This window comes from Rhizobium sp. R711 (assembly GCF_002211365.1).
In the GTDB taxonomy this organism is placed as follows: Bacteria; Pseudomonadota; Alphaproteobacteria; order Rhizobiales; family Rhizobiaceae; genus Rhizobium.
The window spans coordinates 1-13,645 of sequence record NZ_LOKZ01000011.1 but is presented as its reverse complement, the minus strand read 5'-3'; the positions used below and the strand labels follow the sequence as shown (position 1 = coordinate 13,645).

The window sequence follows — 13,645 nt, the reverse complement described above, 5'->3', positions numbered from 1 at the left end:
TGTTCTCCGTCTGTCAGGATATTCTTGTCGGGTCCGCCGGTCCGGAGGACTGGCGAACGATCAATTGCATCGGAACGCGGTCGGTCTCGGATGCAACAAGCACGCCCTCGCGGCTACCGCGCGTCTGTATGGTCCGCAGCAATGACGAGATGGCAATTTCCGCGATCGTGTGCATGTCCATCGCCACCGTGGTCAATGGCGGGGTGATGACCGGTGACCAGATGAGGTCATCGAAGCCGGTAACGCTTGCCATGTCGGGCACGTCGATGCCGTCTCGCTGCAATTCGGTGAGGGCTCGCAGCGCTTGCAGGTCGGAGAGCGCCGCAAACGCCGTAAAGCCCTCACGCACCTTCTCAGCGAGGCCGAGGCTGCATCCGCTGCCGTTTTGTCGCTCTAACGTCTCGATCCAGAGGGTTGCAGAACTCATCCCGGCACGGAGACCCGAACGGATTCCGCTTGCTCGGTCATTCTGCACGTTCGAACCGGGATTATTGCCGATGATGAGGATACGTCGGTGTCCAAGCTCGGCCAAATGTTTGGCGATCACCCAGCCGCCTTGCATGTGATCGGCAGCAACCGTGTTGCCTGGTGTGGAGGCCGTATCGATGACAGCAACCGGACAGGCGGCGGCGGAAATTCGAGTCGCGCGGCGCGGTACGATCACCATGCCTTCGACGCCGCGCTCGATCAGCCGATTGATCGCCTCGGTCTGGGTGGTAACGTCGCCTCGGGAGTCGGCGATCAGGACGCCATAGCCGGCAGCGCTTGCGGCGAATTCGATGGCCTGCGCGAGCTTGGGGAAGAGCGGGTTGGCGATATCTGGCAGAACAAGCCCAAGGACGCCGCTGCGACCAGTCCGCAGCGCGCGACCGGCTTGGCTTGGAACATAGCCGAGTTCGGCCGCATGTTCCTTGATCCTCTCCGCCAGCTGCTCGGAAACACGGCCCTTGCCTGACAGCGCATTGGACACCGTCGCGACGGAGACGCCAAGCGACGTTGCAATCCTGCTCAGATTCGGTCCAGGTCGTGCTGGAGGCATGGTTTCCGACGTGCGTAGATTAATCGTTTAATCATTGCGTATATCAGGCCATTGACCTTGTCGAATCCAAAGTTGCCACCGTGGTCACTTATCCGCATTGAAGCGGTGACAGTAATAAAAAAGCCCCGCAAAAGCGGGGCTTCTTGTCTCATGTCGCTCAGCTTGCCTTGGGGGGCGCGGTGGTCTTGGGAGCGCCCGGATTGTAGCCGCCGCCGATGGCGACGTTGAGCGAGACGTAGTCCTTGGCCATCTGCTGGATGGAGGCGGCGAGACTTGCCTGAGCGAGCGACACTTGGCGCTGCGCGTCAAGCACGTCGAGGAGCGAAGAGGCGCCGTCCTTGTAGCTGGCGGTCGACAGCTCCAAGGTTTCCTGCGTCGTCTTCACCTGGGCGCGCAGCGCTTCCACAGTCTGGGCATCGCGGCGCACCGCAGTGAGCGCGTTCTCGACCTCTTCGACGGCGTCCAGCACCGTTGACTTCCAGGCGAGATACTGCGTCTTGGCATCCGACTTGGCGATATCGACATTGGCGCGCAGGCGGCCGCCATCGAAAATCGGCAGCGTCAGCGTCGGGCCGAAGGACCAACTGGTCAGGCTGCCGCCGGAGACGCCGGCCACCTTGGTGTAGGTCGGCGAGATCGAACCCGACAGGGTGATCGTCGGGTAAAGCTGCGAAATCGCAACGCCGATGTTAGCGGTGGCGGCGGCGAGATTGCGCTCGGCGACGCGAATGTCGGGCCGGTTGCGGATCAGGTCAGCCGGGACGCCCGAGGCGATGCCACCGCGGAAGATCGGCTGCGGCGCACCCTTCAAGAGTTCGCCGAGCAGCGATCCGGCTGGCTGGCCAAGCAGCGTGGCGATGTGGTGCGCGGCAACGCGGATATTGGTTTCCAGGCCGGGGATTTCAGCCTGCGTCGACTGTACCAGACCTTCGGCCTGGACGACGTCGAGGCGTGAGGCAGCACCGGCCTCGAGCTGGAACTTGGTCAGCTCGTAGGTTTCCTGGCGCGACTTCAGGTTGGCGCGCGACAGTGCCAGACGCTCCTGGTAGAAGCGCAGGTCGATGTAGGAGTTCACCAGATCCTGCAGATAGGTGAGCTTGGCGACGTCGGCGCTGGAATAGGCGGCATCGAGGCTTGCCTGGGCGCTTTCCTTGGCGCGGCGGTACTGGCCGAACAGATCGAGCAGCCAGGAGACGTTGGCTTCGCCGGCACTGACGTTAGTGGCGCCGCCAGAGGCGCTTAGCTCGCCCATCTTGCCGCTCGTGGTCTGGCTGGCGCCGACCAGCAGGCTCGGCAGCGAACCGGCGCCGGCTACGGTGACGTCGCCAGCGGCCGCATTGATGCGTTCCAGCGCTTGCAGCACCGAGAGGTTCTCGTTCAGCCCCTGGCCCACCAGACCGTTCAGTTTGGTATCACGATAAGCCGTCCACCAGGCCGCCGTCGACACGTCGCCAATGTCCTTGGCGCCGCCCTCGCTGAACTTCGCCGGAAGCGGCATCTCCGGAGGTACATGATCCGGGCCGCTGACACAGCCCGCGAGCAAAAGCAGAAGCGCCGGAGAGGCAAAGCGAAAAGATGCCATTAAAATCTTCCTGTAACTCGACCAAATCTATTCTTGTCAGAAGCCTTCATGGCTTCGCTATCGGCCGCGCTTCGCTCGTACGAGAAACACCATCCCGAAGCAGTTGGCGGCAATGTAACAACGAGTCTCATTTTCTCACAGTGCATTTATACAACACTCACGCTTCATTTTTGGGCCCGCGAGAAGACGCGGCGGATCACAACGAAGAACGAGGGCACGAAGAAAATGCCGAGAGCGGTCGCTGCAAGCATGCCGCCGAGCACACCAATACCGATTGCGTTCTGCGCCGCAGAGCCTGCTCCGGTTGCGATTGCCAGCGGCACGACACCCAGAATGAAGGCAAGCGATGTCATGATAATCGGGCGCAGACGCAGGCGCGCCGCCTCAAGAGTCGCCTCGAATAGTCCCATGCCTGTTTCCATTCGGTCCTTCGCAAATTCCACGATCAGGATCGCGTTTTTCGCCGCGAGACCTATGGTTGTGAGCAGGCCGACCTTGAAGTAGACGTCATTCGCCTGGCCGAAGAGCGTTGCAGCGGCAAGGGCGCCGAGAACACCGACCGGCACGGCCATGATGACCGAGAACGGGATCGACCAGCTCTCGTAAAGCGCCGCAAGGCAAAGGAAGACGACGAGGACGGAGATCGCATAAAGCATCGGTGCCTGCGAACCCGACAGGCGCTCCTGGTAGGAGATACCCTGCCAGGCGACGGTATAGCCGCCGCCCAGCTGTTCCGTCAAAGCTTCCATTTCGTTCATGGCGTCACCCGAACTCACGCCCGGCGCCGATGCGCCGTCGAGCGGGATGGCGCTCACTGCGTTGAAGCGGGCCAGCGTCGGGGCGCCCTTGACCCATTCGGTGCGGGTGAAAGCAGAGAAGGGGACCATTTCGCCGCTCGAGTTACGGGCATACCAGTGATCGAGATCATCCGGCTGCATGCGGAACGGCGCGTCACCTTGTACGTAGACCGGTTTGATCTCGCCATTCAGCGTGAAGTCATTGACGTCGCGGCCGGTAAAGATGACCGAAAGCATCGAGTTGACCGCGGAGATATCGACGCCCATCGCGCCGATCTTCTCCTGGTCGATGACGATCTTCATCTGCGGCTCGACTTCCTTGTTGTTGCTGCGCAGTGCAACGACCTTGCCGCTGGAGTTTGCGGCCTGGATCAAGCGCTTCGAAGCAGCGTCCAGAGCGTCGGTGCCATGACCGCCGGTGTCGACGAGATACATGGAAAAGCCGCTCGAGACGCCGAGACCCTGGATCGCGGGCGGCAGCAGCGCGAAGACCTGGGCTTCACGGAAGGTGAAGAAGGTCTTCAGCGCCCGCGTCACGACAGCCTGCGCATGCAGGTTCGGATCCGTACGCTCAGAGAAATCCTTGAGCTTCGTGAAAACGATGGCGCTGTTCTGGCCAGAACCGTTGAAGCCAAAGCCAAGGGCGCCAAAGACGGACTGCACGGCGTCCTTCTCGTTCTCGCGGTAGTAGTTCTCGACCTTTTCGACGACGGCCTGGGTCTGCTGCGTCGTCGAGCCGGGAGGCGTTGTGACGATCGTCAGCAACACACCCTGGTCTTCCTGCGGAAGGAAGGAGCTTGGCAGGCGATTGAACAAGTAGGCGCAGCCGACGCCGATCAGGAGGAAGACCAGCATGACACGGATCGGCCGCTTCAGCAGATAGCCGATGCTCCGGACATAGCCGTTGGTAGAGCGCGTGAAGTTACGGTTGAACCAGTCACCGATCCGGTGCTTCTTGTGTTCGGTCACCGGCTTCAGCATGGTCGCGCAAAGTGCCGGCGTCAGGACGATCGCGACCAGGGCCGAAAGCAGCATCGCGGAGACGATCGTTACGGAGAACTGGCGATAGATAATGCCGGTCGAACCGCCAAAGAACGCCATCGGGATGAACACGGCGGTAAGGACGAGCGCGATACCAACGATAGCGCCGGTAATTTCGCCCATCGACTTCTCTGTCGCCTCCAGCGGTGACAGCTTCTCTTCCGTCATGATGCGCTCGACATTTTCGACGACGACGATCGCGTCGTCGACGAGAAGGCCGATCGCGAGGACCATGGCGAACATCGTCAGCGTGTTGATCGAATAACCAGCCATGGCGAGAATGCCGAACGTCCCCAGCAGTACCACCGGCACGGCGATTGTTGGAATAAGCGTCGCCCGAAGGTTCTGCAGAAAGACCAGCAATACGATGAAGACGAGAACGATGGCTTCGATCAGCGTGTGAACGACCTTCTCGATCGACAGTTCGACGAACGGTGTCGTGTCGTACGGATAGGTGATTTCCACGCCTTCCGGCAGGCCGCGACCGATCGTGTCGAGGGCTGAACGCACACGGGCGGCCGTATCGATGGCGTTGGCGCCGATGGCGAGGTTGACGGCAAAGCCGCTCGACGGCTGGCCGTTGTAGCGGGAGGAGCCGCCGTAACTTTCCTGGCCAATCTCGATGCGAGCTACGTCGCTGAGGCGGACGGTGGAACCGTCCTTTTCAACCTTTAGAATGATGTGCTCGAAGTCGGAAACGGTGGTGAGCTGGCTCTGTGCGGTGATGGTCACGTTGAGCTGCTGACCGTCGACTGACGGCTGCGCCCCGAGCGATCCGACTGAAACCTGGGTGTTCTGCGCTTCGATTGCGGAGGTAACGTCGCCGGTTGTAAGCTGGTATTTGAGCAGCTTGTACGGATCGAGCCAGACGCGCATGGCGTAACCGGAGCCGAAGATGTTGATGCTGCCAACGCCTTCCAGCCGCTGGATCTGATCTTCGATGGACGTCGACATTATGTTGCCGAGGTCCACGGAATTGCGCTTGCCGTCTGTCGAAACGAGTGAGCCGACGAGCAGGATGCTCGAGGTCGAGCGGGTGACGCTGATACCGGCATCAATGACGTCGCTCGGCAGCTGGGACTGGACTAGCTGGAGCTTGTTCTGGACCTGAACCTGCGCGATGTCGGGGTCGGCGCTGGTGCCGAACGTCAGAGAGATGCTGGCAGACCCGGTCGACGAGGTCGACGTCATATAGGTCAGGTCGTCGAGGCCGGTCATGCCGTCTTCGATGATGGTCGTCACCGATTTTTCGACGGTTTCGGCGCTCGCCCCGCGATAGGTCGCGTTGATGCGCACGGTGGTCGGCGCGATATCAGGGTATTGCGAAATCGACAGCGTGAAGATTGCGAGCAAGCCCGCGAGCATGATCGTGATCGCGATGACCCAAGCAAAGATCGGGCGTCGGATGAAAAACTTGGCCATTGGCTTACTGTTCCTGTGCGGCTCTGATCACGGTTCGTCGCGATTACTTCGCGGCGGGCTTCTGTGCTTCACCGGATGCGGCCTGATCAGCAGGCACAACGATGCCCTTATCATTGATTTTCATAGGCATTGGCTTAACGGGCATGCCTGCCGTAATCGACTGCAGGCCGCTGACGATCAGCTGGTCGCCGTCGTTGATGCCGTCGGTCACGAGCCATGCGTTGTTGGAAGGCGATGCATTTTCGAAGATGCGGGTTTCGACCTTGCCATCGGCGGAGACGAACTGCGCGGTCAGCTCGCCATTTGCATTTCGGCTGGTGGCAAGCTGCGGCAGCGCGTAGCCGACCTCTGCGCCGAGCTCGAGCGTCGCGCGCACGTACATGCCGGGCAGGATAACATGGTCGGGATTTGGGAAACGCACGCGGATAATAAAGGTGCCGGTCGTCTCGCTGACCACGGACTTCGACATGTCGAGCGTGCCCTTCTGGTCATATTCCTTGCCGTTCTCCAGGATCAGACGGAAGGCGGCGTTGCCGGCATTGCCCTTGACTTCTCCGCTTCTGATCGCGTCGCGAAGCCGTAGCAGGTTGGTACTCGACTCCGTCAGCAGGATATAGACGGGATCGAGCTGACGTACGGTCGTGAGCGCCGTCGTCTGGTTGGCCGCGACGACGTTGCCAACGTTATATGCCGTCTGGTCGATTACGCCATCGAATGGTGCAATGATCTTCGTGTGGTCGACATCGATTTCGGCGGCGGTCAGGGCCGCCTTTGCGGATTCGACCTCGGCCTGCGCTTGCAGAAGGTTGGTGCGCGCCGTCTCAAGCTCGATCTGCGTCGCGCCTGAGCCGACAAGGCGCTGATAGCGATCGAAATTGCTCTGCGCGCTCGGAACGCTGGCTTCTGCCTTGGCGATGGCGGCGCGCGCCTGCGCAGCGGTTGCCAGATAGGGGGCATCTTCGATCTGATAAAGAACGTCACCCTTCTTGACTTCGCCACCTTCCTTGAAGGGGATCTCCTCGATGATGCCGCTCACCTGCGGGCGAATGTCGGCAATCTGCGAAGCTTCGGCGCGGCCCGGCAGGATCGTGGTGACGGGGAAGCTCGCCTTTGCCAGCGATATGACGCCAACCGGGGCGGCCTGCTGAGCGGCTGCACCTGTTGCACCGGCCGCGCCCTGCTTGTTACCGCTGTCGCTGCACGCGGCAAGCACGCCGCCGATGGCAAGAGCGGTAGAAACGAGGAAGATGCGCCGTATCATTATGGAATTCCTTGTGCGGTGGCGTCCGAACCGATGACCTTCATCAACAACGAGGCCGTTCATCGATCCAGAATCAAATGCCACTGATCCGAATTTAAGAAAGACTTTACGAAGTGACGTAAGTTATGAATCGTCACTTAGCAAGCGCTATTTTGCAGTGCGGCATCGACGAAAATGACGATCTGCTGTGCGCGGTGGACAAGTGTGTCCTTGTCATCACGGGCGATCAGAACCGGATGTAGGACGCTCGCCAGGACATCGGCAACGGTACCGGCGGCATCTTCGGGGCTGCTGCAGTGGTAGCGCCCCTCGGCAATGCCCACCCGTATGATCTCGTCCAGCTTCCGAATGATGCGCTCCCTGTATCGATTGCCGGCCTCAAACTTGGCCTGCACCGTCATCAGGACCATTTCAAAGATGTAGGGGTTCTGCTGGATGTCCTGCAGGTGGCTGTCGAGCAGGCGCAACACGAAGCGCAGCAGCTGCTCGTTTGGCGGCAACTCATCGTCAAAGGCGGCGAAGCGATCTGCTACGTCACCCAGATGGCGTTCCGCGATCGCATCGACGAGGGCGGTTTTCGAACGGAAATGTTTGAAGACGTTGGCAGGCGACATGCCGAGCGAGGCGGCAATGTCGGCAATCGAAACGGCGACGAAACCGCGTTGGCGGAACAACAATTCTGCCATGGACAGAATGTCTTCGCGAGTCTCTTCGGCCTTGCGTCTTGGCCTACGTGCCATCCATTCCCCCGCCGGCCCGAGGCCGGCACCTAGTTTTGCGAATGCTAGCGCCAACGACTGAAAGCCTGCAAGCCAATGTTGCAGGCTTCCTGTCCGGCGACCTTAAGTGAAGTAGGCGGAGAGATTTTTGCGGATGCGCTCGACCGGCGTTGCTCCGCTGTCATCCGGAACGAACTTTTTCGCCGTGATGCTCTCGTAGGCCTTGATGTAGACCTCAGAGGTCTGTTGGATCAACTCGACGGGAATTTCTGGGATTTCGTCCTTATAAGGATCGCAGCGCTCCGCGACCCAAGCGCGAACAAAGTCCTTATCGAAGCTTGTCGGGCGCGTTCCTGCCTCGAAACTTGGCTGGTAGCTGTCGGCGAGCCAGTAGCGGCTGCTGTCAGGTGTGTGAATTTCGTCCGCGAGAATGATGTTGCCATTCTCGTCCGTGCCAAACTCGTATTTGGTGTCCACGAGGATGAGCCCCCGCTGGGCCGCGAGTTCCTGGCCGCGCGCGAAAAGTGCCAGCGCGTAACGCGAAAGCGTATCCCATTGCGCCTTGGTCAAGAGTCCGCGTTCGATGATTTCGGCAGGCGTCAGCGGCTCATCGTGGCCGCCGTCGAATTCCTTGCTGGTGGGCGTAATGACCGCCGTTGGAAGTTTCTGGTTGTCGCGCATCCCGTCCGGCAGTTGCATGCCGTACATCTCGCGCTCACCCTTCTTATAAAGAGTGAGGATCGAGGTTCCCGTCGTGCCGGCGAGGTAACCGCGAACGACGATCTCGACGGGCAGGATATCGAGACGCTTGCCGATGACAACGTTCGGATCGGGATAGTCGAGAACGTGATTGGGGCAGATGTCCTTGGTCGCCTCGAACCAATAGCGTGCCGTCTGCGTGAGGACCTGGCCCTTGTAGGGAATGCAGGTGAGGATCCGGTCGAAGGCGCTCAGTCTGTCTGTGCTGATGATGATGCGGCGGCCGTCCGGCAGGTCATAGTTCTCGCGAACCTTGCCACGGTAATAATTTGGGAGCTCTGGGAAATGGGCTTCGGAGAGGATTCGCACGGGCTCGACCATCCTTCTGCATTGATCGTGAAGTTTCCCCTGCTCTAGTTCCATCATCGGGGATGTCAAGCAAACCCGCTCCTAAAGCCAGAAGAGATAGACAAGAATCAGGGTAAGGCCATAGCTCAACACTGTCAGCGGTGCGCCGGCTTTCAGAAAGTCACTGAAGCGGTAGCTTCCGATCCCCATGGCCAAAGTATTGTTGTGGTGGCCGAAGGGTGTCAGAAAATCCAGCGAGGCGCCTGCTGCGACGGCGATCAGATAGGTAGATGGAGAGTGATGCCCGGTTGCTGCGAAGGCGACGGCGATGGGGCTCATCACGATCGCGACTGTCGCGTTGTTGACAAAAGGCGTCAGTAGCATCGACAGAAATAGAACAAGCGCGACCCCCACGGTCGGTTCGGTCAACGACACCATGGAACCGAGCGCTGCCGCGATGACCTGGGCGGTGCCTGTTGTCGCGACTGCGGAACCGATCGGGATCATCGCGCTAAGCATGATAATAATTGGCCAGTTGAGGTCGGCCATTGCCTGGCGGATGTTCAGGTAACCAAGGAGTGCCAGGACAAGCACGACGCCCGCAAACGCAATGTCAGGCGTGACGAGGTCGAAGGCCGTCGTGGCGACGCCTGCAGCGAAAATGGCAAAGGGCTGCCAAGATGATGCCGACATTCGGGATGGCGGCTGCGACGCCAGCGGCAGACACTCGCACTCCTCAAGCGCTTCAGCGATCGCCCGTTGTTCGCCTTCCAACACCAGAATGTCACCAATCGACAGCTGCAAATCGCCAAAGCGCCCTTCTATCCGCGGTGAGCGCATGGAGAGGGCTGAGATCGTGACATCACGGCTGCTGAACACCTCAAGCGAACGCAGTCGCGAGCCGACCAACGTGCTTTCCGGCATGACGACGGCCTCGACATAATCCGGGCCGGCAGTGGCTGCGCTCGGATCTCGCTGCGGAAGCAAAGTTCCGGATGCTTGAAGCCCGTCAAATACGGTCTCGTCCGCCTCGACCAACAGCAGGTCACCCGCCTCGACAACCAGTTTGTCGGGCGTGCCAAAGATGAATTTGTCGTCGCGAACGAGCGTGTGCGGCTGCAGCGAGAATCGGCCCGGCAAGTCTGAGAGCCGGGCACCGATTAGCAAGGAGCCCGCAGGGATATGTCGTTCCGTGATCCGTCGTCTCGGTGGGGAGACAGGTGCGGCGGAAAGCGCCTCTCCGTCTGTCTTCGGAAATAGCCACGGCGCGAGCCATGCGGTCATGACGATGCCGACGATGGCGACCGGCAGACCGACATAGGCAAAGTCGAAAAGTCGAAAGCCGGTGCCGTTTGCCTCTGCCCAGGCGTTGCTGACGAGCATGTTCGCTGGCGTGCCGATCAGCGATACGATCCCGCCCAAGAGCGCAGCAAAGGAGATTGGCATAATCAACTGTCGTTTGGGGATCGCGAGCGCGTCACTCACGCGCAGCGTTGCCGGCAAGGCGATTGAAAACGCGCCGATGTCGTTCATGAATATTGAGATAAAGCCGGTCGCGCCCGACAATGTGGCGATGACCGCGATATCGGAAAACCTGGCCCGTACAAAAAAGTCTGCGAGCTGATCGAAAAGTTGCGCCCGTGCAAGGACTTGAACGATGAGCAGAATCTCGACGACGGTGACAACGACAGGACTGGCAAAGCCGGAGAAGACCTGTTCGGCGGAATAAAGGTGAAGGGCATAGCCGGCGAGCAGTCCAGCGATTGCAACCACCTCGATACGGAAGCGCTCCAATGAAAACAGGATCAGCATCGCGAGCAGGAGGATCAGCAAGGATGCTTGCTCGAACGTCATGGTTTGCCCCAAACCTCAGTCCATCGCGAGACTGTAGCGGTTCGGCTCGCGCTGTATAGAGCGAAATGTCGCAATCCGCGCTCCATGCCGACCTTGCGCTCAGACCGCAGACCGGCGCCAGGTGCCGGTCTCGGTCATCTCCAGCATCGGGGTGGAAAACACGCCCACTGTTCTTTCCCGCCATTGCAATCCGGCAGCATCAAGGGTCTCGCACCAGCGGCGTGACTGCAGCATCGCGGCACCGATCGCAACAGGCTCGATGCCGCAGCCGGCAAGAAGCCGCAGCCCGGAAACGATCGAGGTACCGCTGGAAATGACATCGTCAATCAGGGCCACGCGTCGCCCCTCCAGGAGCGGCAGCATGCGGGGATCTATATAGAGACGCTTCTGCTTGGTGGGGGTGGTAATCGACGAGAGCGCCACGGACAGGTCGTCGCGGTACCAGAATTTTCGGGACGTCCCGAGCGGCACATATCGTGTGTGCCCCAGTTTCTGCGCTACTGCAGCGGCAAGCGTCAGCCCAAGTGTCGGCAGACCGGCGACAACCTCAACCTGGAAAAGCTTGAGCCTCTCGGCCAGAGATCGAGCCAGTACATCGAGAACCTCGAAGCTTGCCTGATTGATGATCAGAGAGGCCAGTGCGTCTTGTCCGTCTGCCAGTATGCGTACGGGCAGGCGAAGCTGCCGCCCGTCGTCCAGCTCGGCGACATAGGATGTCGAGAAATCGCCATCGCGCTCAAAGGTGCCCGCGGTGTGGATCTCCTGCCAAAACTCGTGCGCAGCCAGTTCCGTCATGCACTCAATTCCGTCTTGCCGTTTCCACACCTGCGCTCCGGCGCAGTTCCTTCAATTCCGCATCCGTCAACGCGCGCACTGCGCCCTTCGGCAGCTCACCGAGCGCCAGGCCACCGATCGCAACCCGCACGAGGCGAAGGCATTCGACACCAAGCGCTTCCAGCATGCGGCGGATCTGGCGATTGCGGCCTTCATCGAGTTCGACCTCGATCCAGGCGTTCTTGTCGCCGCTCCTCAATAGCGTCGCGGATGTTGCCTTCAGGACTTCGCCATCGTGGCGGACGCCATAAGTCATCGCAGCCAGCATCTCGCTGTCCATGATCCGGTTGACCTGGACATGGTAGGTCTTGGTGACATGGGTGAGGGGATCAAGCAGTGCTTGGGCGAAGAGGGTATCGTTGGTAAAGAGCAGCAAGCCCTCGCTCGCCTTGTCCAATCGCCCGACCGGCGAGAGATGTGGCGCTTGAAAGTCGTTGAGACAGTCGTAGACGGTTGGCCGGCCTTCCGGATCATCACGCGTCGTTACCAGCCCTCGCGGCTTGTTCAGCATCAGGTAGATCTTCGCCTCGGCGATCACATCCGTGCCGTCGACGCGGATCTTGGCCGATGCCAGGTCTATCCATGCGGAGATGTCGGTGACTTTGCGGCCATCGACCGAGACGCGACCTTCCAGGATCAGCCGTTCAGCCTGCGTCCGCGAGCAATGGCCGAGCTTTGACAGCGCACGCGGCAGGGTTACCCGCTTGCTGGGCGTTTCGCCGTTCGGTCTCGCGCGCTCGCGCGATCTCTGAGGTGAGCGCCGTTGCCTCACTCTGTTCCATCCCGTCAGTTCCGTTGAGCAGGTTCTGACACGAACACTTTCCCGATGCCAGCAAGTCGCGGACAAAACGCGGGGAAAAATGAGACGCTCAAGGTGGGGAGAGCAAAGAAGCTCAAGAAGCCAGACGGCGCTTTGTGCGCCGTCACATATTCGGGGAGAGATCGGCAAGCCCTAGTGGCAAGCCATGAAGCCGGCGAGTTCCTGCCGGCTGATAACGACACCCGCGGCTGCTTTGGCGGGGTCCGGATGGGTATAGGCCAGGCAAGGCAATTCAGGCAATTCAAGGGCTTGGCGCATGTTCATGATACCGACTGCCTTGCGGCCGTTGACCCCATCAACACTGACTTCGACTATAAAATGCGCTTTCTGGTTCTCCATGAATAGTACTCCCGCCCATTTTGGCCGCAGCCATAACGACTAAACTTGGTTTTTCTAAGACCAAAGTATTACGAGCCGCATTGACGTTCGGATCAGGCGGCTCGCGATAAAAGCGGAGGGTTTCCGCCGGAGCTGTATCAGCGCCACCAGTGGTGTGGCGGCTGCTGGCTGCCGCTCAAGAGATAGCCGGCTAGAAAACCGATCGCACCGGCGAGCGCCAGCGCGGTCGTCGTCGCAGCCGCGTGCTCGCGGGCGGCACCTGCCGCGGCCATGCCCTCTGCCCGGATATGGGCGACGGCGCCCTTCGCGCGGGGGAGGGCATCTTCATATGCCTTGCCGGCACGGTCGCGCACTTCATAGTAGGCTTCAGCACCCTGCGCCGAGATCATTTTCTGCAGGCGCGACACCTCCTGCTGGAGGGAAGCGATGTCCTTGCTGACGGACGCTCTGATGTCGTCGGTATTGGCAGCCATGTCCTTTCTCCTTTCTTTTACACGAACGAGAACACGAGAGAGCTGCGTTAGGTTCCGGGCGATTTGATGCCGTAGGGGGCAAATGATCCTCTTTCGCCGGGTTTCAACCCTCAAACACCGCTTTTGCGCAGTCTGGGTCGGACTAAAAACGGCGGGAACACCGAATTTTGACCGTTTGATAAAGGAATCTCGAGGGCTGCCTGGGCGCGGTTCCGCGGCCAAAGCACCCACTCTTGAAAATCCCTCTTTCATTTCAATCTGTTACAAAAATGTCAAAAAACTTTGTTTGGCGGTGTTGACTTAGAAAAGGGGCAGGGTCTATAAGCCCGATCACTGACGAGGGCGGCGGCGCTGCTGGCGACGAAGTCCTTCGCTCTAAGGTTTCTTTTAAGATTGGCTGAGATGCTGATTGGTTGC

The 13,645-nt window shown here is 60.0% G+C and carries 11 protein-coding genes; all 11 read right to left on the bottom strand.

Annotated features, from left to right (window positions below; genetic code table 11):
* Positions 1–13: 13 nt before the first annotated feature.
* Positions 14–1,039: a LacI family DNA-binding transcriptional regulator gene (locus ATY80_RS13020; protein WP_088692835.1), complete on the bottom strand. Its 1,026-nt coding sequence runs from the start codon at positions 1,037–1,039 to the stop codon at positions 14–16.
* Between the two features lie 157 nt (positions 1,040–1,196).
* Positions 1,197–2,621 (bottom strand): efflux transporter outer membrane subunit, encoded by a 1,425-nt coding sequence (locus ATY80_RS13015; protein WP_088692834.1) that lies wholly within the window; start codon positions 2,619–2,621, stop codon positions 1,197–1,199.
* 164 nt (positions 2,622–2,785) lie between these two features.
* The gene (locus ATY80_RS13010; RefSeq protein ID WP_088692833.1) at positions 2,786–5,881 is read right to left on the bottom strand and encodes an efflux RND transporter permease subunit; all 3,096 of its coding nucleotides are present in this window, start codon (positions 5,879–5,881) and stop codon (positions 2,786–2,788) included.
* 43 nt (positions 5,882–5,924) lie between these two features.
* Entirely contained in the window at positions 5,925–7,142 is a 1,218-nt protein-coding gene (locus ATY80_RS13005; protein ID WP_088692832.1) for an efflux RND transporter periplasmic adaptor subunit, read from the bottom strand.
* A gap of 137 nt (positions 7,143–7,279) precedes the next feature.
* Positions 7,280–7,882: a TetR family transcriptional regulator gene (locus tag ATY80_RS13000; protein ID WP_088692831.1), complete on the bottom strand. Its 603-nt coding sequence runs from the start codon at positions 7,880–7,882 to the stop codon at positions 7,280–7,282.
* A gap of 102 nt (positions 7,883–7,984) precedes the next feature.
* Positions 7,985–8,929, bottom strand: coding sequence for a phosphoribosylaminoimidazolesuccinocarboxamide synthase (locus ATY80_RS12995; RefSeq protein ID WP_088692900.1), 945 nt, complete (start codon positions 8,927–8,929; stop codon positions 7,985–7,987).
* Positions 8,930–9,010: 81 nt separating this feature from the next.
* Positions 9,011–10,762, bottom strand: coding sequence for an SLC13 family permease (locus ATY80_RS12990; protein ID WP_088692830.1), 1,752 nt, complete (start codon positions 10,760–10,762; stop codon positions 9,011–9,013).
* 99 nt (positions 10,763–10,861) lie between these two features.
* On the bottom strand, positions 10,862–11,557 hold the full coding sequence (locus ATY80_RS12985) for a phosphoribosyltransferase (RefSeq protein WP_088692829.1): 696 nt from the start codon (positions 11,555–11,557) through the stop codon (positions 10,862–10,864).
* Positions 11,558–11,561: 4 nt separating this feature from the next.
* Complete coding sequence (locus ATY80_RS12980; RefSeq protein ID WP_088692828.1) at positions 11,562–12,368, bottom strand: pseudouridine synthase; 807 nt, start codon at positions 12,366–12,368, stop codon at positions 11,562–11,564.
* Positions 12,369–12,548: 180 nt separating this feature from the next.
* The gene (locus ATY80_RS12975) at positions 12,549–12,755 is read right to left on the bottom strand and encodes a hypothetical protein (RefSeq protein WP_007787687.1); all 207 of its coding nucleotides are present in this window, start codon (positions 12,753–12,755) and stop codon (positions 12,549–12,551) included.
* A gap of 137 nt (positions 12,756–12,892) precedes the next feature.
* On the bottom strand, positions 12,893–13,228 hold the full coding sequence (locus ATY80_RS12970) for a hypothetical protein (RefSeq protein ID WP_088692827.1): 336 nt from the start codon (positions 13,226–13,228) through the stop codon (positions 12,893–12,895).
* Between the last annotated feature and the right edge of the window lie 417 nt (positions 13,229–13,645).

What these genes read in the sequence shown, in the direction of transcription:
- ATY80_RS12975 (WP_007787687.1), bottom strand. Translation starts at nt 12,755, where the DNA reads ATGGAGAACCAGAAAGCGCATTTTATAGTCGAAGTCAGTGTTGATGGG.
- ATY80_RS12985 (WP_088692829.1), bottom strand. Translation starts at nt 11,557, where the DNA reads ATGACGGAACTGGCTGCGCACGAGTTTTGGCAGGAGATCCACACCGCG.
- ATY80_RS13000 (WP_088692831.1), bottom strand. Translation starts at nt 7,882, where the DNA reads ATGGCACGTAGGCCAAGACGCAAGGCCGAAGAGACTCGCGAAGACATT.
- ATY80_RS13010 (WP_088692833.1), bottom strand. Translation starts at nt 5,881, where the DNA reads ATGGCCAAGTTTTTCATCCGACGCCCGATCTTTGCTTGGGTCATCGCG.
- ATY80_RS12970 (WP_088692827.1), bottom strand. Translation starts at nt 13,228, where the DNA reads ATGGCTGCCAATACCGACGACATCAGAGCGTCCGTCAGCAAGGACATC.
- ATY80_RS13015 (WP_088692834.1), bottom strand. Translation starts at nt 2,621, where the DNA reads ATGGCATCTTTTCGCTTTGCCTCTCCGGCGCTTCTGCTTTTGCTCGCG.
- ATY80_RS13005 (WP_088692832.1), bottom strand. Translation starts at nt 7,142, where the DNA reads ATGATACGGCGCATCTTCCTCGTTTCTACCGCTCTTGCCATCGGCGGC.
- ATY80_RS12990 (WP_088692830.1), bottom strand. Translation starts at nt 10,762, where the DNA reads ATGACGTTCGAGCAAGCATCCTTGCTGATCCTCCTGCTCGCGATGCTG.
- ATY80_RS13020 (WP_088692835.1), bottom strand. Translation starts at nt 1,039, where the DNA reads ATGCCTCCAGCACGACCTGGACCGAATCTGAGCAGGATTGCAACGTCG.